This window comes from Chryseobacterium taeanense (assembly GCF_900099685.1).
GTDB lineage: Bacteria > Bacteroidota > Bacteroidia > Flavobacteriales > Weeksellaceae > Chryseobacterium > Chryseobacterium taeanense.
On sequence record NZ_FNDW01000006.1, the window covers coordinates 203,308 to 224,723 of the forward strand.

Annotated in this window: 22 protein-coding genes; 13 read left to right on the forward strand and 9 right to left on the reverse strand. The window is 36.3% G+C overall.

Going from position 1 to position 21,416, the window contains the following annotated elements; genetic code table 11:
- The first annotated feature begins 4 nt into the window (after window positions 1-4).
- From BLR30_RS10510 to BLR30_RS10545, 8 genes are all read left to right on the forward strand, one after another.
- Window positions 5-802 carry a WG repeat-containing protein gene (locus BLR30_RS10510; RefSeq protein WP_228400754.1) on the forward strand — a complete coding sequence of 266 codons (798 nt, stop codon included), beginning with the start codon at window positions 5-7 and terminating at the stop codon, window positions 800-802.
- Between the two features lie 309 nt (window positions 803-1,111).
- Window positions 1,112-3,217, forward strand: coding sequence for a TonB-dependent receptor (locus BLR30_RS10515; protein WP_089858056.1), 2,106 nt, complete (start codon window positions 1,112-1,114; stop codon window positions 3,215-3,217).
- Between the two features lie 285 nt (window positions 3,218-3,502).
- On the forward strand, window positions 3,503-4,273 hold the full coding sequence (locus tag BLR30_RS10520; RefSeq protein ID WP_175443644.1) for a hypothetical protein: 771 nt from the start codon (window positions 3,503-3,505) through the stop codon (window positions 4,271-4,273).
- Entirely contained in the window at window positions 4,261-4,782 is a 522-nt protein-coding gene (locus BLR30_RS10525) for an acyl-CoA thioesterase (RefSeq protein WP_089858061.1), read from the forward strand. The genes BLR30_RS10520 and BLR30_RS10525 overlap by 13 nt, the downstream gene beginning before the upstream one ends.
- Before the next feature lie 129 nt (window positions 4,783-4,911).
- The gene (locus BLR30_RS10530) at window positions 4,912-5,850 is read left to right on the forward strand and encodes a 2-hydroxyacid dehydrogenase (RefSeq protein ID WP_089858065.1); all 939 of its coding nucleotides are present in this window, start codon (window positions 4,912-4,914) and stop codon (window positions 5,848-5,850) included.
- A gap of 135 nt (window positions 5,851-5,985) precedes the next feature.
- Complete coding sequence (locus tag BLR30_RS10535; RefSeq protein ID WP_089858082.1) at window positions 5,986-7,242, forward strand: serine hydrolase domain-containing protein; 1,257 nt, start codon at window positions 5,986-5,988, stop codon at window positions 7,240-7,242.
- Between the two features lie 25 nt (window positions 7,243-7,267).
- Window positions 7,268-9,010, forward strand: coding sequence for an Ig-like domain-containing domain (locus BLR30_RS10540; RefSeq protein WP_089858333.1), 1,743 nt, complete (start codon window positions 7,268-7,270; stop codon window positions 9,008-9,010).
- A gap of 1 nt (window position 9,011) precedes the next feature.
- A complete protein-coding gene (locus BLR30_RS10545; RefSeq protein WP_089858085.1) occupies window positions 9,012-9,470 on the forward strand; it encodes a heme-binding domain-containing protein in 459 nt (152 codons plus the stop codon).
- Between the two features lie 70 nt (window positions 9,471-9,540).
- Here BLR30_RS10545 and BLR30_RS10550 read toward each other — a convergent pair whose 3' ends face one another.
- The 5 genes from BLR30_RS10550 to BLR30_RS10570 all read right to left on the reverse strand — a co-directional run bounded on the left by BLR30_RS10550 (window position 9,541) and on the right by BLR30_RS10570 (window position 13,810).
- A complete protein-coding gene (locus BLR30_RS10550) occupies window positions 9,541-10,056 on the reverse strand; it encodes an NUDIX hydrolase (RefSeq protein WP_089858088.1) in 516 nt (171 codons plus the stop codon).
- Window positions 10,056-10,967 carry a site-specific tyrosine recombinase XerD gene (gene xerD / locus BLR30_RS10555; protein ID WP_089858091.1) on the reverse strand — a complete coding sequence of 304 codons (912 nt, stop codon included), beginning with the start codon at window positions 10,965-10,967 and terminating at the stop codon, window positions 10,056-10,058. Before xerD ends, BLR30_RS10550 begins: the two co-directional genes overlap by 1 nt.
- 6 nt (window positions 10,968-10,973) lie before the next feature.
- Window positions 10,974-11,396, reverse strand: a complete 423-nt coding sequence (locus BLR30_RS10560) for a deoxycytidylate deaminase (protein WP_089858094.1) — start codon at window positions 11,394-11,396, stop codon at window positions 10,974-10,976.
- A gap of 48 nt (window positions 11,397-11,444) precedes the next feature.
- On the reverse strand, window positions 11,445-12,212 hold the full coding sequence (locus BLR30_RS10565) for an enoyl-CoA hydratase/isomerase family protein (RefSeq protein ID WP_089858096.1): 768 nt from the start codon (window positions 12,210-12,212) through the stop codon (window positions 11,445-11,447).
- A gap of 110 nt (window positions 12,213-12,322) precedes the next feature.
- Window positions 12,323-13,810, reverse strand: coding sequence for a catalase (locus BLR30_RS10570; RefSeq protein ID WP_089858099.1), 1,488 nt, complete (start codon window positions 13,808-13,810; stop codon window positions 12,323-12,325).
- Window positions 13,811-13,942: 132 nt separating this feature from the next.
- On the opposite strand from BLR30_RS10570, the gene BLR30_RS10575 reads away from it, so the two are divergent.
- The 5 genes from BLR30_RS10575 to BLR30_RS10595 all read left to right on the forward strand — a co-directional run bounded on the left by BLR30_RS10575 (window position 13,943) and on the right by BLR30_RS10595 (window position 18,683).
- Window positions 13,943-14,893, forward strand: coding sequence for a LysR substrate-binding domain-containing protein (locus tag BLR30_RS10575; protein WP_089858335.1), 951 nt, complete (start codon window positions 13,943-13,945; stop codon window positions 14,891-14,893).
- A 236-nt stretch (window positions 14,894-15,129) separates the two neighbouring features.
- Window positions 15,130-16,410, forward strand: coding sequence for a methionine adenosyltransferase (metK, locus tag BLR30_RS10580; RefSeq protein ID WP_089858102.1), 1,281 nt, complete (start codon window positions 15,130-15,132; stop codon window positions 16,408-16,410).
- Window positions 16,411-16,508: 98 nt separating this feature from the next.
- Window positions 16,509-17,000: a hypothetical protein gene (locus BLR30_RS10585; RefSeq protein ID WP_089858105.1), complete on the forward strand. Its 492-nt coding sequence runs from the start codon at window positions 16,509-16,511 to the stop codon at window positions 16,998-17,000.
- Between the two features lie 195 nt (window positions 17,001-17,195).
- The gene (locus BLR30_RS10590) at window positions 17,196-17,786 is read left to right on the forward strand and encodes an RNA polymerase sigma factor (protein ID WP_089858108.1); all 591 of its coding nucleotides are present in this window, start codon (window positions 17,196-17,198) and stop codon (window positions 17,784-17,786) included.
- A 201-nt stretch (window positions 17,787-17,987) separates the two neighbouring features.
- Window positions 17,988-18,683 (forward strand): YjjG family noncanonical pyrimidine nucleotidase, encoded by a 696-nt coding sequence (locus tag BLR30_RS10595; RefSeq protein ID WP_089858111.1) that lies wholly within the window; start codon window positions 17,988-17,990, stop codon window positions 18,681-18,683.
- Between the two features lie 54 nt (window positions 18,684-18,737).
- Here BLR30_RS10595 and trpS read toward each other — a convergent pair whose 3' ends face one another.
- The 4 genes from trpS to BLR30_RS10615 form a co-directional block, all read right to left on the reverse strand.
- Entirely contained in the window at window positions 18,738-19,706 is a 969-nt protein-coding gene (gene trpS / locus BLR30_RS10600; RefSeq protein ID WP_089858115.1) for a tryptophan--tRNA ligase, read from the reverse strand.
- A gap of 208 nt (window positions 19,707-19,914) precedes the next feature.
- A complete protein-coding gene (locus tag BLR30_RS10605) occupies window positions 19,915-20,559 on the reverse strand; it encodes a SanA/YdcF family protein (RefSeq protein ID WP_089858119.1) in 645 nt (214 codons plus the stop codon).
- 15 nt (window positions 20,560-20,574) lie between these two features.
- Window positions 20,575-21,213, reverse strand: a complete 639-nt coding sequence (locus tag BLR30_RS10610) for a lipoprotein signal peptidase (protein ID WP_089858122.1) — start codon at window positions 21,211-21,213, stop codon at window positions 20,575-20,577.
- Window positions 21,213-21,404 carry a DUF2683 family protein gene (locus tag BLR30_RS10615; protein WP_089858127.1) on the reverse strand — a complete coding sequence of 64 codons (192 nt, stop codon included), beginning with the start codon at window positions 21,402-21,404 and terminating at the stop codon, window positions 21,213-21,215. Before BLR30_RS10615 ends, BLR30_RS10610 begins: the two co-directional genes overlap by 1 nt.
- Window positions 21,405-21,416 lie beyond the last annotated feature (12 nt).

Consider the following 21,416-nt stretch of genomic DNA (forward strand, 5'->3'; position numbering starts at 1 on the left):
AAATATGAATTTTATAATTTCTATTTTTCAACGTATTTTTGCAGGCAATATGGGTATAAAAAATATAATTCAGGTTCTAAGTTTGTTGATTTCGATTACTGTATTTTCTCAAAAATCAGCTCCGAAAAAAGCACCTGTAAAAAAGAAAGTGATTGTTGCTAAGGGAAATACTGTTTTACCTGTTGTTAATGAGGATCTTCCTCTTTTAATTCCAAAAAAGAAAGACGGTAATTTCGGGTATGTTGATCAGAAAGGAAAATTTGTCATAAAGCCCGAGTATCATATTGCTGTTTTCTTTTATGAAGACTGTAACCTTCTGAATTCTCCGGATGAAAAGCTAAGGAAATTCGGAATGGCGGAATATGCCACAGTAGAGAAGAACGAAATCTCGTACAGAGTAGATAAAAAGGGGAAAAGAGTATATCGTTTTAGGCAGGAAGATCTTGGTAAATGTGTCCATAAAGAATATACACAGCAACTTTACCAGGCTTATACTTTAAACGGATTCTACGGAATTATTGAGAAAGCTACTTTTAAAGATCCGGCGGATTACAGACAGTTTCAGATTTATCCTCAATATGAATACTTATTTATTCTTGAAGGCGATGATGTGTCTAATCCTATGATCGTTGCCTCTAAAAATAATATGTTCGGAGTTATTGATGTTCACAACAGAATTATTATTCCTTTCGAATATGACGATATCAAACGGAACTTCAGCTGGAAACTTGGGAAAATGTTTGATGTTTCCAAAGATGGCAAAAATTATTATTACATCGATTCAAATAATAAAACATATTAAAAATTAGCCTTTAAATTGAGGGGTGTCGTTTATAAAAATAATAGAATATAATGAAATGGTTAAATTTTTAAGGTGATCCAACAATAATTTTGTACTTTTGCGACAGAAATAAAGGGGTGCTTTAACAAGCTGAGATTATACCCAATGAACCTGGAACGGGTAATGCCGTTTAGGGAAACATATAAATAATTGAAAAATGATAATTGATAAATAATTTGTCAATAAGAGCGCAAAATCAATCATCTTTTATCATTAATCATTTATAAGATAATCCACCCCTTTTATTCATTAAATGTTAAAATTTATAGAATGAAAGGATTATTTTTTTTAGGCCTTACCATAGGCTCAGTGGCCTTTATCCAGGCACAGAATACCGATTCCTTACAAATAAAGGAAATTGAAGCTGTTAATTTTACCAAAAGACTGCCTGTTGCTAAAGAGATCATCAACGTTCAGAGAGATTTAGATAGTAAAAATCTCGGACAGGATCTTCCGATTCTCCTTAAAAACCAAACCTCTGTGATTTCAACTTCTGATGCCGGAAACGGGGTAGGCTATACCGGTTTCAGAATTCGTGGTGTCTCAGGAAGCGGCATCAATGTCATGATGAACGGAGTTCCGTACAATGATTCTGAAAGCCAAGGTACTTTCTTTGTGAATGTTCCTGATCTTACGAGTTCTGCATCGCAAATTGTCATTCAGCGGGGTGTGGGAACATCGAATAACGGAGCCGCGGCTTTTGGAGCAAGCATTAACGTGCTTTCAAAAGATCCGGAAGACAAGTTTTATGTAAAAACAGATGACAGTTATGGATCATTTAATACCTATAAATATTCCGCAGAACTTGGTTCCGGAAAATTCTGGGGCAACCGTCTTTCTGTGATGGGAAGATATACGCATATTAATTCCGACGGATATATCGACAGGGCGTTTTCAAAGCTGAATTCTTACAACTTTACAGCTTTGTACGAAGAAGGAAATACCAGAATCCGCCTGATGGCGTTCGGTGGTAAAGAGAAAACCTATCAGGCCTGGAACGGAATCGACAGAAAAACCTGGGAAACCGATCCAAAATTCAATTATTCCGGGGCAATTTACGATGCCAACTGGGAGAATATTGTAGGCTTTTACGATAATGAAACCGACAACTACAGACAGAATCATTATCAGTTGCTTTGGCAGCAAAAGTTTAATGATAAATGGAACCTTGAGACCACTTTCCATTATACAAAAGGAAAAGGATACTACGAAAATTATAAGCAGGGCGATCCTTTTGCCAGATACAATTTGCCGGATTTTAATGGTGAAGAATATTCGGATTTTATCAGAAAGAAATGGTTGAATAATGATTTCTACGGAATGGTATCAACTCTTTATGGAAAACTGGGAATTGTTGATTTAAATTTTGGTGCAGTTGCGAATCAATATTACGGAAGGCATTTCGGAAATGTGACAGGTGTTTTCGTTCCGCAGATTGATGAACACGAATATTACAGAAACCGCTCGGTTAAGAATGAAGTGGCAGGATTTGCAAAAGCATTGGTAAGAGTACATGATTTTGAGTTCTTCGGAGATCTTCAGCTGAGAAATGTGGACTACAATATAAAAATCTTAACTTCAGGAGATGACGAAGGCGCTAATTTGGATAAAAACTGGCTGTTTTTCAATCCGAAAGTTGGAGTTAACTATAATATTGGCAATGGAAAAATCTTTGTTTCCTACGCCCATGCTCACCGTGAACCGAATCGTGACGACCTTTTGGCAAATAATGACGTAAAAGCAGAAAAACTTCACGATTTTGAAGCAGGTCTGGAAAGACAGTTCGGACCTGTATCTTTTACAGCGAACTTATATTATATGTATTATGTCAATCAGCTTGTTCTGAATGGTGAGCTGAATAACGTAGGCGCATTCATCAGAACCAATTCAGGTAAAAGTTTCCGCAGCGGAATCGAACTTGGAGCTTTGGCTAAACTTTCCAAGCAATGGGAACTTACCGGAAATGTGAGTTTCAGCAATAATAGGAATTTAGACTTTAAAGTGGAAAATGAAAGTGGCGTGCAGGATCTCGGAAATACTCAGATTTCCTTCTCGCCGGACGTGATCGCCAATCTCGGAATCAGATTTAATCCCGATAAAAACTTCCAGTTTGCCCTTACTAATCAATATGTAGGAAAACAGTATCTCGACAATTCTGAAGACCAAAATCTCCAGCTGAAAGATTATTTTCTGACCGATTTTAACGCCCAATATCAATTCAAAATTAAAAATAATGACATCGCCCTCAAGCTCCTGGTCAATAATATTTTCAACAAAAAATATGTGAACAACGGCGCTGTGTACGATGGCTCTCCGTACTATTTTTCTCAGGCAGGAACGAATTTTATGTTCGGGATCAGCTGGAAAATTCAGTAATCAATCAGGCTATATTGAAATAATTATAGTAAAAAGTAAAGTTAGATTTTAAGGCTGCTTCGGTGGCCTTTTTATTTTTAAGAAGCTGATCCCGCTATCCACTATATCTTTTGGGTTACGGCCTCCGCTTTGCTCCGGCCGCAACCCAAAAGGATGCCGTTTCTATCGGGGCTAGGGTAGCAGTCGGCATTTGATGGTACTGGCTCTCGAAGTCAATATGGTTTACCAATGCATGGAAATAAAATCTCACAAAAAGTCATGAAAAAGTCATAAATTTGCCACCAAATGAATATTTCAGCTTACATTTTAGAATATTTGAAACAGTTCGGAACCGTTACCGTTCCGGATTTTGGCATATTTTCGTTAGAAAAATCCAAGGCAATTATCAATTCCGAAAATGGGAGTATTCTTCCTCCTGCAAGCAAAATTGTGTACACGCCGGATTACAGGGTGAAGTCTGATGATCTGGCGGCTTTCATTGCCGGGCACAAACAGATGACTGTAGACGCATCCAAAACAGATTTGCAGATTCAGACCGATTTCTGGAAGAAAAAATTACAGGCCGATCAGATGCTGGAAATTCAGGGACTCGGCACCCTCTTTGTTGAGGATGGCGAAACGCATTTCAAAGGAAACAGGCTTCAGTCCGATCATCCTGATTTTTATGGTCTTGAAGAAATTAAATTTTCAGACATTAATAATAAGGAAACTAATACATCTGCTGTCAAAAAATCCGAAAAAGATTACAGGTTTAATAAATCTATTCTCTGGATTTTCCTTATTGTTATTCCTGTTTTAGGACTTCTGTACGTCGCTTATACGCAGCAGGAACTCCTTTTTGGTAAAAAATCTTTTGACAAAGCAAATGTTTCCGTGCAGACCACAACACACAGAATCAAAAAAGATACTGCGAAAGTAAAGGTAATTACACCGCCGGTTGCAGCAGATTCTTTAAAAAAGGATAGCATTAAGGAACAGAATATTCAGCCTGTAGCAGAAAAAACGGTAAAAGTTCCTGTATCTACAAACAACACTAAGAAAAAATGGCAAAAATAAAAAAAGCGTCAGAATCCCTGACGGTGATGACGAATATCGTTCTTCCCAATGATACAAATCAATTAAGAAATCTTTTCGGAGGCGAACTGTTGGCAAGAATGGACAGATGTGCGTCTATCTCAGCAACAAGACATTGTGAAAGAAGGGTAGTAACCGCTTCGGTAAATCATGTTTCATTCGATCATCCGATTCCTGAAGGTGGAATCGTCGTGATGGAATCTAAAGTTTCGAGAGCGTTTTCTACTTCCATGGAAATTTATGTAGATGTTTGGTTGGATGATCCTATCAATCATAAAAAAATTCAGACCAACAAAGGGATTTACACTTTTGTAGCAGTTGACGAATTTAACCGCCCGATCCCGATCCCCGAAATGCAGCCTGAGACAGATCTTGAAAAAGAAAGATATGCGGCGGCTTTAAGACGCAAAGAGTTATCTCTGATTCTTTCCGGAAGAATGAAACCGGCAGAATCTGTGGAGCTTAAAAAGCTTTTTCAGGAACCGAGCTAATTAAAAAACAAAAACACAAATCTTTACACAAATTTCAACAAATAATTATTCTTGTTATTAATATAAAATAGTGTATTTCGTAATGCAACATGATGGAAAATATAATTTCTGAAAATGAAATCTCGAAATATGAAAATACTTCTTCTCGATAAAAATCATCCTTTAATTACCGAACAGCTTTTAGCCAAAAATTTTATTCTTGAAGAAGATTTCACGTCTTCATACGATGAGGTTTGTCATAAAATTGAAAATTATGACGGTGTCATTATCAGAAGCAGAATCCCTTTAGATAAAAACTTTTTGGAGAAAGCAAAAAATCTGAAATTTATTGCACGAGTAGGAGCAGGGATGGAAAATATTGATATTCCTGTAGCAGAAAAGCTTGGAATTCAGTTAATCAACTCTCCGGAAGGAAACCGTGATTCCGTGGCGGAACATGTTGTCGGAATGCTGCTTATTCTTATGAACCGTCTTTTTATTGCTTCTCAGGAAGTTAAAAATGGAATCTGGCTTCGTGAAGAAAACAGAGGCGATGAGCTGCTGGGCAAAACTGTTGGTCTTATCGGCTACGGAAATATGGGAAAAGCTACGGCAAAAAGACTTTCCGGTTTTGGATGTAAAGTGATTTTCCATGATATTCTTTCGGGACTTTCTGATGAATATGCTACACAGGTTTCTCTTGAAGAACTTAAAGAAAAAGCAGAGGTTCTTAGTCTTCATATTCCGTTGACTGACGAATCATATTATCTGGTTGACGGTCCTTTTATATCAGATATGAAGAATGATTTCTATTTCGTGAATACTGCCAGAGGGAAAAATGTGGAAACAAAAAGTCTGGTGGAGGCCATAAAAGCCGGAAAAGTAAAAGGAGCTTGTCTTGATGTTCTGGAATACGAAAAGTCATCATTTGAAAAATTGGAATCTGAAAATGAAGATCTTAAATTTCTTCTGGAATCCGAAAAAGTAATAGTGACACCACACATCGCTGGCTGGACTGTGCAAAGCAAGGAAAAGCTCGCGCAGGTGATTGTGGATAAAATTATAGCACAGTTCTTAAATAAGTTTTGAGCTTCTATTTTTAATGACTCTGAAAAGGGGATCTGATGTACCTTATTATTATGTTAAATAATTCATAATTTAGAATCATTTTTTAATAATTATTTTCAGTTTTATTAAATTGCCGCTCATTTTGAAATTCGTAAGATGCGTACTTTTATACTTATTATCACTGTTTTTTTATCCCTTTTTTCATGCAAAAACAAATCTGAAAATCAGGAAGCTGTCGTTGAAAGTACGACGAATCTTCCCAATTACGGGAATGTAGATTTAAGTAAGGTTTTTACAAAAGAAGACAGTCGGATTCAAGATAAGGCGTCACTTGTACGATACATCGATCAGTATTACAAAAGAGTTTGGGAGAGAGGGGATCTCAGCGGTGGAATTCTGGTAGCTAAAGGAGATGATATTCTGTACGAAAACTACAGAGGTTTTGCGAGAGAAGGGAATCAGGATCCTATCGGTAGAAATACTCCACTCCACGTAGCTTCTGTCTCAAAAACACTCACCGCAATGGCTATGCTTAAATTGGTAGAAGCCGGAAAAATAAAACTCTCAGATCACCTGACTGAGTTTTTTCCGGGATTTCCTTATCCGAATGTAACCGTTAAGACATTGCTCGACCAGAGAAGCGGTCTTCCGAAATATGAATACTTTATCACAAAAATAAAGCCGGCTCCCGATGAACTTTCAAAAGATTTCCTTACCAATCAGGATATTTTGAATATGATGATTAAATATAAACCTGATCTGGCAAGAGAAACGGATACCGGATTCATGTATTGCAATACCAATTTTGCTATGCTTGCACTGCTTATTGAGAAAGTGACAAAAATACCTTTTCCACAAGCTATGAAAGAAATGGTTTTTGAACCGCTAAAGATGAAAAATACTTTTATTTTTCAGGAAAAAGATATTCCTACAGCATCACAATCGTTCTATTATGGTGCAAACAGACTGTATCCTTTAGATAGGCTGGATTTGATTTATGGAGATAAAAATGTGTACACCACACCAAGAGATCTTTATAATTTCTCTAAAGCGATGTTTTCGAAGGATTTCTTAAAACTGGAACTCATGGAACAGGTTTTTACACCTTACAGCAATGAAAAGTCCGGCATGAATAACTATGGGTTTGGTTTCAGAATGAAAATTTTCGATAACGGTGAAAAACTCACGTATCATAATGGGTGGTGGCACGGAACCAACTCTGTTTTTGCTCATTTGCTGAAATCAAAAGTGACAATTGTGGCGATAGGCAACAAGTATTCAAACAGAGTCTACACAGCACTTGCTCTTTCGGGATTGTTTGAAGATTTTCCTGCTCAGAAAGATAAGCTCCACAGTGTTATGAGTGATGATAAAGATACATTGAAAGGACATGGCGAAGTTTATGGAGAATAATGTTTATTTTTGTGTAAACATTTTCATGAAAAGACTTCTTTTATTATTTGTTTTTGGCTTTCTTCTGCAGTCGTGTGCAAGAGTGGGATCACCTGTGGGAGGACCGAAAGATTCCTTGGCTCCTAAGTTTTTAGGTTCAAATATAGATACGACGCGTATCAATGTTCCAAGAGATATTAAGGAACTGCGCATTGATTTTGACGAATATGTCACGTTGAAAGACATCAACAAAAATCTCAGTATTTCTCCTCCGATTAAAAATATTACGAGAATTATTCCTTCCAATATTGCTAATAAATTCGTTCTTATTCAATGGAAAGATACTTTGCAGGCCAATACAACGTACAATTTTAATTTTGGAAACGCCATTGCGGATAACAATGAGAATAATATTCTAAGATATTTCAATTTTGCCTTTTCTACAGGCGATAAGCTTGATGATCTTTATATTAGTGGAGAGGTAAAAGATGCTCTTTCTATTAAAAAAGCAAGCGAAAATAAATTTGTTATAGGACTTTATCCCGTAAAAGACACGATCGACTACAAACAGAAGCCGTACTATATTACAAAAGTGGATGACGATGGCTATTATGAGCTGAATTATCTTGCTCCCGGAAAATACAGGATTATTGCCTACGAAGACGAGAACGGGAATTCAATCTACGATCCGGGAAAAGAAAAGGTAGGATTTCAGAAAGATTCTGTGGTTGTTGAAAAATCTATTTCGGGATTGAATTTAAAGCTTTATCCATCTAAAAAAACGGTGAAATATCTGGAGATGAAAGAAGTGCCGGGAGGTGTTTCAATGGCTTTTGAAGGAAGACCAGATAGTGTAACGGTGAAATCACTAAACGAAAAACTTACGGATTATAAAGTAACCCATAAGCCAAAATCTGATACGGTAAGAATCTGGTTTGATGCCGTAAAAAGCAATATTGGTCAGAGTACCGTTGAAAATTTAAAATTCGGGTATAATGCCGGAACTAAAAAAGACACGCTTTACAATGCTTCACTTTTTTACCGCTATAATGCCAAGAATACAATGGATGTAAATAGTGATAACGGTGGCGGAATGTTAGCTCCGAAACAGGATTTTAAAATCAGCTCAAATTACTATATCAATTCTATCAATACAGATAAGTGGATTTTCAGAGCTGAAGGTGACAGCCTGAATACGTTGCCTTTTACCGCAAAAATTTCTGAAACCAATCCTTATCAGATCATCGTGCACGCAGATTATATTTCAGGAAAAAAGTATCAGCTAACGGTTCCGAAAGAGACAATTTCATCCTTCTATGCTAAAAATTATCAGTCAAAACGATTTGATTTTGAAGTTGATAAAGTTGAAAATTACGGCAGCCTAGCCTTTAAGCTGGAAAACGCGCCGTCTACAAGCTATTGGATTCAGCTTGTGGATTCTTCAGATAAAGTAGCGTATCAGAAATATACCAAAGGAAGTGAAGTTAAATTTGATATCCTGAAGCCAGGCGAATATGTTGTAAAAATACTGGTCGATAATAATGAGAATAAATATTGGGATGAAGCAGATTTTGTAAATGATGTGTTTGCGGAAGATTCTTATATTTATTACAAAATGGTAGTCGTAAGACCTTTATGGGATACCAATGAAAATTGGGATTTGAAAGATACAAGAGTACTCGACACTTCAAAGCTGACGGCTCCGAAAACAGACAGTACACCTTCTCAGAAAGACAATAAGAATCTGGATTTGCAATCTGATAAATCTTTGCTGACACCAACAAGGTAAAATGAAAACATTTAAAAAAATACTATTCTGGAGTCTGATCGGCTTTGCGCTGATTCAGTTCATTCCTACGGATAAAGTGAATGAGCCTGTTGACCGCAGAGTAAATTTTATTGATGTAAAAAAGACACCTCAGAAAATCGCAAAACTCATTAGAGGAGCTTGCTACGACTGTCACTCCAACGAAACAGTATATCCGGAATATGCCTATGTAGCTCCTGTTTCATGGTCTGTGAAGAGTCACGTAAACGAAGGTCGGGAACATCTTAATTTTTCCGTTTGGGGTACATACAATAAAGAGCTGAAAGAAAGTATGCTCAATAAATCTGTACAGACAATTCAAAATAAAACAATGCCGATGCCCGGTTATATTGTTTATCATAAAGCAGCTAATTTATCCGACGCTGAAAGAGCTTTGCTGACAAGATATTTCAATGAAATTTTAGAATCAAAAACTTACTGATAAATTCCCACAGCTTGTAAAGGTTTAGTTTATAGCGATCTTCACAATCTGCGGGAAATGTGTAATAATATTAATAAGACTTCAGGTATTCTTCAAAAAACTTTTTCTGAGAATCAAAGGCAATGTCTTCCAGGTTAAGATCTTTTATAGGAATCCAGATCGCTTCCGAAATTTCCGAAAAATCAAGATTTACCTCGAACTTTTCAGCGACATTATATTCGTAAAAGAGATCAATTGTATTGTAATCAATTTCTTTGTACTGATAAATATTTGGAAGACTTTTCAGATATTTTAATTTTGAAATATCCACCTCAAGCTGCAGTTCTTCAAAAAGTTCTCTTTTACAGGTTTCTTCAGCGCTTTCCTTTGGATCTACAAATCCTCCTGCAAGATCAAGCTTGCCTTTTTTCGGATCTCTGTTCCTTCGGGTAAGATAAATTTCATTGTCACAGCGTATTACAACAGCAACTGCTCCTGCTACATTATTGTACAACCGAAAATTACAGTTTGAGCAGCTCCATTTCTTTTCGCCATCCCAGTTTAGAGATTCTTTACCACAGTTTGGGCAGTATTTCAATATTTTCATTAGGCCGTATTAATATTTCTTGGATGATAAGTCAGAATGACATCCCGAAGCTCTTCTGTTTTCAGGTGTGTATAGACTTCCGTTGTTGTAATGCTGGAATGCCCCAACATTTCCTGAATAAAACGAAGGTCTGCACCGTTTTGCAGAAGATGTGTCGCAAAAGAATGCCTGAAAGTGTGAGGCGATATTTTCTTGCTCACCCCCGCCTTGTCCGTCAGTTCTTTTATGATTAAAAAAACAATAACTCTTGACATGGATGTTCCTCTGCTATTCAGGAAAAGAGTATCTTCATGCTTTTTATTCACTTTCACTTTAGAACGTACCTCTGCAATATAATTTTGAAGCAATCGGGCGGTATAATCGGCTAAGGGAACGAAACGTGTTTTATTTCCTTTTCCTAATATTTTAATGTAATGCTCTCTGAAGTTGACGTTGGAGATTTTCAGGTCTATAAGTTCTGAAACGCGCAGACCACATCCATAAAGTACTTCAATAATACATTGATTTCTCTTTCCGAGATCAGAATTCAGCTCAATGGCACCGATGATTTTATTGATATCAGGAAGGCTCAATGTATCAGGGAGATAAAGCCCAAGCTTTGGTCCTTCAAGCAAAGTAGCCGGATTGTCTTCGCGAAATTCATCTTCCACAAGATATTTGAAAAATGCTTTCAATGAAGATATCCATCTGGCCTGAGACCGTTCGCTGAATTTTTGTTTGGAAAGGTTAAAGATATATTCCTGCAGATTTTCGTAAGCAATGGTATCCGGGCCAATATTTTCCAGATCTGCTTCTGCATATTCTTTTAGTTTTTTGATATCCCGAATGTACGCGTCGAGAGTGTTTTCTGAAAAATTTCTTTCAAAACGAAGAAAGATTTCAAAATCCTTAATTTTTTCATCCCAAGTCATGTTGTGTTATTTTTTTAGTTCACAGTCCGAAATTTGTTCTATTTCAATTCCATGGTTTTTTAAAAATGATATCCCATCGTCGTCCGAATACTCATTAATATACACAAGCCTGGTAATTCCTGCCTGAAGAATCAGTTTGCTGCATTCTTTACACGGAGAGAGCGTTAAATACAGCGTGGCTCCTTTTGCAGATTGTGTGGAAGCAGTCAGTTTTAAAATAGCATTGGCTTCTGCATGGAGTACATACCAGTGTGTTTTTCCTTCATTGTCCTCGCAGCAGTTTTCAAATCCTGAAGGAGTACCATTATAACCATCTGAAATAATCATCCTATCTTTTACGATAAGAGCTCCTACCTGCTTTCGTTTACAGTAGGAAAGTTTTGCCCATTCCTGAGCCATCTTTAGATAAGCTTTGTCAAACTTATTCATACAGCAGCATTGATTTTCGAAATAATTTTGTATTAAGGATAATTGAGGTTAGAAGTTAGGTTTTCTCTTTTCTAAAAAAGCGGAAACTCCTTCTTTTTTATCGTCCAGGTCAAAAAGCTCTCCGAAATATCTGATCTCGGTTTCAAAGCCTTTGTCTGTGTCCGACAGGTTAACAGCATGAATTGCTTTAGATATTGCCATTGGGGAATTTCGGGCAATAATGTTTGCTAATTCTCGTGTTTTAGTTAATAATTCTTCAATAGGGTACACTTCATTCACCAGCCCGATTTCCTTTGCTCTCTGTGCAGGAATCATTTTGGCAGAGAAGATCATTTCATTGGCAATACCTTTTCCTACAAGCTTCGGAAGCCTTTGGGTTCCACCGTAGCCAGGAATTAATCCTAACGTTACTTCCGGAAGACCTAATTTAGCATTTTCCGATGCATATCTGATATGGCACGCCATGGCAAGCTCCAGACCTCCGCCTAATGCAAAACCGTTTACGGCTGCAATCACAGGCTTGGTCATATTCTCTATTTTATTGAATAATGAGTTTTGTCCGTTCCTGGCAAGTTCCTCTGCTTTTTCCTGTCCGAAATCACTGAATTCTTTAATGTCAGCTCCTGCAACAAAAGACTTTTCGCCACTTCCTGTAAGGATGATGACTCTGCAGGTTGCGTCAGAGTTTAATTCATCCAAGGCAGAACTGATTTCACTGATCGTCTTTGCATTTAATGCATTTAAACTTTCAGGGCGGTTTATTGTAATGATAGAGATTTTATCTTCTTTATCTAATAATATATTTTCGTAACCCATTTTTCCACTATAAAATATTATCTTGTGCAAATTATAAATTTTTTACAAAAAAAAAGGAAAAATCTTGCTTTTTTTTCCTTTTGATTGAAATTAGTGTTTTTTTGCGATGATTATTTTGAATGATTCATCATATTGGCATCGATTACCACATTAAGCTGCGTGGCCACCTTCATGCCTAATTCAATATTAGCTCTGAAAAAATGACAGAGCTGACGGTTGATGATTTCATCTTTTTTAGGACCTGTGATTCCTTTCATGCTTCCTACAATATTATTCACGAGATTTTGTCTGTCCTCCTGATTCATTGCTTTTGAATAGAGCAGTCCGGGTTGCGTATAATGATCGTCGTCATTTTCATTTCTGCTGTAGTTGGCAACATGGGCGCTGTCCAGCTCGTATTCGTAGTTTTTGTAAGATGCGTCAGGTTTAATGTCATCAAAACTATTGGGATGATAATTCGGTTTGTCCTGATAATGGCTGGAATCTGCCATGAAGCCGTCTCTCTGATAATTATTTACAGCGAACGGGCATCTGTTTACTTCCAGATGATGAGCATTAACGCCAACTCTATAACGGTGTGCATCGGGATAGGAAAACAACCTTCCCTGAAGCATTTTATCCGGGGAAAAACTGATTCCGCTAATTAAATTGCTTGGTGAAAATGTAGATTGTTCAACGTGAGCAAAGTAGTTGACAGGAACTTCATTCAATTCCATTTCTCCGACTTCAATTAAAGGGAAATCGCTCTGGAACCAAACTTTTGTAATGTCGAAAGGATTCCATCTGAAATCTCTTGCCTGCTCTTCCGTCATCACCTGAATGTACATCGTCCATTTCGGGAAATTTCCTTCTTCAATAGCGTTGCACATATCTTCCTGAGCAAAATCGGGATTTTCACCGGCCATTTTTACCGCTTCAGCATCCGTGAAATTCTTAATTCCCTGCTTTGTTTTCATGTGGAATTTTACCCAAACTCTTTCATTTTTATCATTTATCATCGAAAAAGTATGAGACCCAAAACCGTGCATATGTCTGTATCCGTAAGGTGTTCCCCTGTCGGACATTAAGATTAAAACCTGGTGGAGAGATTCCGGATTAAGGCTCCAGAAATCCCACATCATGGTAGCGCTTTTCAGGTTGGTTTTCGGAACCCTCTTTTGAGTATGGATGAAATCAGGAAATTTTTTGGCATCCTTAATAAAGAAAACAGGGGTGTTGTTTCCTACAAGATCCCAGTTTCCGTCTTCTGTATAAAATTTTAAAGCAAAACCTCTTGGATCTCTCGCAGTGTCCGCGCTTCCTTTCTCGCCGCCTACTGTAGAAAAACGGGCAAACATTCTGCATGAATTTCCAACTTTTGAAAATAATTTTGCTTTTGTATATTGGCTGATGTCATGCGTTACCGTGAATGTTCCGTAAGCGCCGGTTCCTTTAGCATGAACAATTCTTTCAGGGATTCTTTCTCTTACAAAATGAGCAAGATTTTCCTGTAAAACGAAATCCTGCAATAATACCGGACCTCTTGGTCCTACTGTTTGCGAATCCTGATGCTCATAGTAAGGAGCGCCATTGCTTAACGTTAATTTTTTAGAATCCATATACTTATGATTTGTTTTGCTGATATTGAACTTGTATCAGTTTATAATGACGTATTAAATATCAAATTTACTCTAATTTTTAATTACAAATTGCAAAAACATTTTATCTTTGTCATAGATAATATTAATCAGATGAACATTCAGCAATTGGAGTATCTTATCGCTGTAGATAAGTATAAACATTTTGGTAAAGCAGCTCAGGCGTGCTTTATTACTCAGCCTACATTAAGTGCCATGATACAGAAATTTGAGGATGAACTGGATGTGAAGGTTTTCGACAGAACCACGCATCCGATCCGAACCACTGATGTAGGGCTTCAGATTATCGATCAGGCCAAGGTGATTATAGAATCTGTCAATGAACTTAAAAATAAAGCCAATCTTTTAAATAATATTTTAGGAGGAACAATCAATGTAGGAATTATTCCTACCGTTTCTTCTTTCATTCTCCCAACGGAAATTTTTAAATTTCTGGAAGATAATCCGAAAATTCAGATGAATGTAAAGGAAATGACAACGGATAATATTATTAAGGCTCTAAAATCCGGAGAACTGGATGCGGGAATTATTTCCACTCCTTATGATTCTGCCGATGAGTTTTATCAGGATTTCCTGTTTAATGAAGAATTGATGATTTACAGCTCAGACACGGAAGCAAACAAGAAAAATACATATGTTGTTCCTGAAGATCTGAATGTTGAGAAAGTATGGTTGCTTGAAGAAGGAAACTGTCTGAGAAATCAGTTTGAAAATATTTGTCATTTAAAGGAAAATACATTAAAACCTAAAAATCTGGATTTTCTTGCTTCCAATATTCAGACATTAGTTCATATGGTAGACAAAGTCGGCGGAATCAGTATTTTGCCGGAACTTGCGCTAAGCCAGCTTTCGGAACAGCAGAAAGAAAATGTTTTCAGGTTTAAAAAACCTTTCCCGTACAGAGAGATCAGCATTATCTATTATAAGCCTACATTCAAGCAGAAAATCATTGATGAATTATCGCATTCCATCCGTAGTTCATTAGAAAAAAAGCTTAATTATCACGAAAATCCAAAAGAATTCGTAAGCATAAAACCACAATAGGTTTTTATTGCTAATGAGATTCTAAACTGCTAGTTTCAAGAAAATTATAATTAGTAAGCAAAAATTTGAGTATTAAAAAAATAGTACTTAAATTTGCCCACGTTTACGAACGAGGAAAAATTTGACCTGATTGCAACCTCTATAAAAAAATGCTAAAACAGTATTTCTTTTTAGCCCTTTCGACAATTATTCTTATTTTTCTTCGTGAATGTTAATCTTTAAAACAATAGAGTAATATGTCTTATTTATTTACGTCTGAATCCGTTTCAGAAGGACATCCGGATAAAATTGCCGATCAGATCTCTGATGCATTAATCGATCATTTTTTAGCATATGATAAATCTTCAAAAGTAGCTTGTGAAACGCTTGTTACGACTGGGCAGGTAGTGCTGGCGGGTGAAGTAAAATCAGATGCTTATCTTGATGTACAGACGATTGCAAGAGAAGTAATCAACGGAATTGGCTACACGAAAGGAGAGTATATGTTCAATGGAGATTCTTGCGGGGTGATTTCAGCGATTCATGAGCAGTCTCCAGATATCAACCAGGGGGTTGACAGAGCGGTGGATAATGAGTCTTTTGAAGCAAAGGCCAATGCACAGGGAGCCGGTGACCAGGGAATGATGTTTGGGTATGCCACGAATGAAACGGCTAACTATATGCCTTTAGCGCTTGATCTTGCCCATACAATTCTTAAAGAACTTTCTGCGATCAGAAGAGAAGATTCTGATATTAAATATCTTCGTCCGGATGCGAAAAGTCAGGTAACGATTGAATATTCTGACGATCACAAACCGGTAAGAATAGATTCCATCGTTGTTTCTACCCAGCATGATGATTTCGGGACTGAAGAAGAAATGCTTAACAAAATTAGAGAAGACATTAAAAATATTCTGATTCCAAGAGTAGTAGCTTTACAGTCTGATGAAATTAAAACTTTATTCAACGACCAAATTAAATATCACATTAATCCTACCGGAAAATTTGTAATTGGTGGTCCTCACGGAGATACAGGTCTTACAGGAAGAAAAATCATTGTAGATACTTACGGTGGAAAAGGAGCTCACGGTGGTGGTGCTTTCTCAGGAAAAGATCCTTCAAAAGTAGACAGAAGTGCCGCATATGCGACAAGACATATTGCCAAGAACTTAGTAGCTGCAGGTGTTGCAGATGAAGTTTTGGTACAGGTTTCTTATGCGATCGGTGTTGCTGAACCTTGCGGTTTATACATCAATACTTATGGAACTGCGAAAGTTGATCTACATGATGGAGTCATTGCGAAGAAAGTTTCTGAGATTTTTGACCTCAGACCTTACGCTATCGAGCAAAACCTTAAATTGAGAAATCCAATTTACCAGGAGACGGCTTCTTACGGACATATGGGGAAAGAACATTATGTAGCAGATAAAACGTTCAATAAAGGACAGAAAAATGAGCTTACGCTTACTGATTTAGAGTTCTTTACCTGGGAGAAATTAGATAAAGTGGAGGAGATTAAAGCTTCTTTCGGAATTTAATTTTTAAATTTATAATAAACTAAAACGTTTCATAATAAACCCTGCTTTATCTTTCCGGTAAAGCAGTTTTTTTTAATTTTACGATTAAATAAATTAAAATGATAAACACCAGATTTGCAATCACAATCCTTTCTATATTTTTCTTTGGCATTTTTACAAAAGCGCAACTTACTGTCCATAAAATGATAACCGTCGGTTATACTTATCAAAACCAGAGTTTCGGTGAAGCAGGAGGAAAACTTCTTTTTCTAAAAAATGATGACGTTATCTACAGATTGGGCGGTTCTGCTTTAATGGGTTCTGCCAATTCAAAATTTGCCATCATGCCGAAAGTTTCTACTGATGTTTTATTGAATTTTCAAAAAAATGTAGATTTTTATCATTCTTATTATTTCCTGATTGGAGCGGAAGGCACCAATAAATATGTAGCTCCAAAAGTGGGCTTTACTCTTTTTGGGATGCTTGACCTCACAGGCGGCTATGCTTTTCCGATAGGAGACAACGGAATTAATGGCAAAGAATTAAAAGGACTGAATATTAATTTTACACTAAATATCCCTACTGTGTTCATTCACGATATGTTTAAATGATTTTTTTTAAATTTTTCTCTTAAAAATTTAATAATAGGTTAACAGTTATTAAAAAATTATTATATTTACATCATTAAAAATTGTATCCGCCTATTGATTAGACTTTACTCTGAAGAATTGTTTTGTATTTACAGCTGAAGCCAGGTAAAAAATCTGGAAAGTAATTTATCAGCAAAAATATTATTGAGAAGAGTTATGAAATCAAAATCGGATAGTTTACTAATTTCCCTTTACCAAAAAGGAGACGAAGAGGCGTTGTCTACCCTTATTCACCGCCATCAGAGAGAACTGTTTACATTCATTTTTTACAAAATTAATGATGAAGATCTGGCAAACGATGTTTTTCAGGATACCTTTATGAAAATTATCGTTATGCTGAAAGAAGGACGTTACAACGAAGAAGGAAAGTTCATTCTATGGGCAAAGAGAATTGCCTATAATCTTATTATCGACCATTTCAGGGCAAAAGCAAAAAATATTAAAGTTTCAGAAACAACTTTTGAGACAGACGAATATTCTGTTTTTGATCTATTGAGAGAGCCATCTGAGAATATTGAGGATCAGCTGGTGACCAACCAGATTCAGGAAGACTTATTAAAAATGCTTCAATTTCTGCCTGAAAATCAGCAGGAAGTAATAAAGTTAAGATTTTTTGACGGACTAAGTTTTAAAGAAATCGCAGATCATACCGATATGAGTATCAATACTACATTGGGAAGAGTGCGGTATGCACTTATCAACCTGAGAAAAATCATGGATGAAAAACATATTGTCTTGACACGATAGATAATAATTTCGGAAAATTCTCGTTTTAAGGAAAAACATTTAATCGCCTATGAGAAAAAATGATTCCTTAAAAGTGAAAACTTTGAAACCAAAAAAACAAACGATTGAGTTTCTGCTCAATTATTCGAAGAATCTTGAGGTTGTGAAAACCAAGAGCAAGAATTATCTGATTTCCAAAAATTAAAATTAATTTTGTGCTGTATGAAAATTCAGCACATTTTTTTTGATCTCGACAATACACTCTGGGATCATCGCAGAAATGCTTATCTGACGATTAAAAGTCTTTTTGAGAAAGAAGAAATTGCCTTAAAATATAATATTGAATTTGAACAGTTTCATGCCGTTTATCACGGAATCAATGAAAAACTTTGGGAAGATATACGAGATGGAATTATTGATAAGGAATATTTAAGAAAGCATCGTTTTTATGATACGTTTAAACATTTCGATGTTGATGATGAAGAATTGTCAATTTATTTTGAAGAACATTTTTTAGATAAAATACTTAATCATAATGAATTGGTTGAAGGAGCAGAATATATTTTGGAATATCTTAAAACCAAAGATTATACATTGCATATTATTTCCAATGGCTTTAAAGAAGTAACAGAACGAAAATGCATTTTGTCAGGAATAGCTCAATACTTTCAGACTATTACGAGTGCTGATTCTGTTGGCGTAAGAAAACCCAAACCTGAAATTTTTGAATATTCTCTCAAGCTTGCAGGTGCATCAAAAGAGGAAAGTTTGTTTATAGGAGATGACTGGATCGCTGATGTTATTGGCGCGCAGAATTTTGGAATGGATGTTATTTTCTTTGATGCTTTACATGAAAACAGGGAAGGGCAAGGACTAAAAGTGATTAAGCATCTTTTACAATTAAAAGAGTATTTATAATATTTTCGGCGGCACCTTTGGTGCCGCCGAAAATATACTATCTGGCTCAAGAAATTAAATTCCCAAGCTTTCTCTCACTCTTGTAATCGTTTCTGTAGCAATCACTCTCGTTTTGGCTGCTCCTTCCTGAAGTTTTGCTTCCAATTCCTCAAGATTGTTCATGTAATAAGAGAACAGTTCTCTTTCTTTCTCAAATCTTGTTAAAATTAAATCCAAAAGTTCCTTTTTCGCATGGCCATAACCAAAGTTTCCGGCTAGATATTTCGCTCTTAATTCTTCTGTTTGTTCAGGCGTGGCAATTAATTGATAAATAGCAAATACCTTATCTGTCTCAGGATCTTTCGGTTCTTCCAGTGATTTAGAGTCAGTTTCGATGCTCATTACCTGTTTTTTCAGTTGTTTTTCAGGTAAGAAAATATTAATGATATTTCCTCTCGATTTCGACATTTTATGTCCGTCTATTCCGGGAACATATTTGGTGTTTTCCTGGAGTTCCGATTGTGGCAAAACAAAAACTTCACCCATTTGGTTGTTAAACCTTGAAGCGACATCACGGGCGATTTCCAAATGCTGAAGCTGGTCTTTTCCTACAGGAACAATCTCTGCATCATACAATAAAATATCTGCAGCCATTAGAATCGGATAGGTAAACAAACCGGCATTCACGTCCTGTAAGCGGTCCGCTTTATCTTTAAATGAATGTGCTAAAGTCAATCTCTGGTACGGAAAAAAACATGATAAATGCCAAGAAAGTTCACAGGTTTCAGGGATGTCACTCTGTCTGTAAAAATAGGTTTTTTCAGTATCCAGCCCACAAGCAAGCCAAGCCGAAGCAATCTCGTAGGTATTTTGTTTAAGTTCTTTTGCATCTTTAATCTGGGTTAAAGAATGAAGATTGGCGATGAATAAAAATGATTCGTTTCCTTCCTGTTTTGATAGCTCAATTGCAGGAATAATAGCACCCAACAAGTTTCCTAAGTGAGGTGTTCCGGTGGCTTGAATGCCGGTAAGAATTCTTGACATTGTTAAAAATTTATTTAAAAATTAATGAATTGCAAATTTATGGATTTATCCCACAGATTTCATGAATTTACAAAGATGTTTACTCTGTAATTTTTTAATGAAGAAAAACTCTGTTGATTAGATGGAAATTGAAGCTGGAATTAAAGATTAGACTTCAGCTGAAATTTAACAATATCATCAATAAAGCCTGCGTACTCTGTAAATCAGCTTAAGGAATCAAAACTTTATCTCCTCCAAATTTAGGTTCAATTCCGAAAATTAAATCCCAATAGGCTTTTGCCTTAGCAAGATATTCTCTCATATTGGTTTTAAAGCCTGCATATTTATTCACATCTTCAGCATTAAACCCGAAAGCTTCCATTCCGTTTTGTCTGGCAAGAAATACGGCTCTTTCATTATGAAACTTCTGAGAAACAATAATGATTTTTTTCTGACCGAAAATTTCTTTTGCTCTGACTACAGAATCCAACGTCCTGAAACCTGCAAAATCAAGGAAAATTTTGTCCTGCGGAATTCCATGCTCCATCAAAGCAAATTGCATGTCTTCAGGCTCATTGTAATCTTTTCTGCTATTGTCTCCGCTTACAATAATATACTGTATTTTTCCGCTTTTGTACAATTCTACGGCCGCATAAATCCTGTTATAGAAATATGCGTTCGGAAAACCGTTGTTAAGTGTTTTGCTGGTTCCCAGAAGCAGAGCTGTTTTGGCTACCGGAAGATTTTTAACCTGGTAAGAAACATAAGGGTCGCTTTCTTTTTTTATGCTGTAATTGGCCCAGGCAATAAAAATAATTCCTGCCACAAAAAGAAGCAGGAAAAATTTAAAAATATTTTTGATTATTTTTCTCATTGAGTGAAAAATTCTTTAAAATTCCAGTCCGTTCGGGAAAGCTTTTTTTCTGAAAATCAACAACAATGCGGCTCCAACAGTGATCGCAGAATCTGCAACATTGAAAATATATTTAAAAAATTCAATATGTTTTCCTCCGATCAAAGGCCAGCTTTCAGGAACATTCCAATCTACCAGCGGAAAGTGAAGCATATCAACAACACAACCTTTCATAAATGAGGAATACCCTTGTCCGAATGGAACGAATTTAGAAACTCCTCCATAGCCAATCCATTGATTGACACTTTCATCATACACCATTCCGCTGTCGAAAATTAAGCCGTAAAACATTCCGTCGATCAGGTTGCCGATTGCTCCTGCAAAGATCATCGCCATTGGGATCAGGAGATAATTAGATTCACCTCTTTGCAGCCACTTTTTGAATAAATAAATCATTCCTCCAATCAGGAAAACTCTTACGATAACGAGAAAATATTTACCGATGATGCCTCCGAAATGAAGCCCGTAAGCCATTCCCGGATTTTCTACAAAAGTAAGTTTAAATCCAGGTAAAACAGACACGCTGTCATTCAGTTCAAAATGAGTTTTTATATAGATTTTTGATACCTGATCGATCAATAAAATAAGAAAAGTTACAAGTACGATCTTTTTCATTACAGTCCTTTTGGTTTTGAAGGTTTTCCTATCTTTTCATTTTTCTTATCAACGATTTTCTTAATCGTTTTCTGGTTGTGATGCGTATTCTTGGTATGGAATTTTTCGAACTTAATGTTCATTTCTTTTAAAACGCTTTTCAGTGCGTTCAGTTCCATTGCATTTTTAGTATGTACGATAATGGATTCCACTTTTTTAAGTTT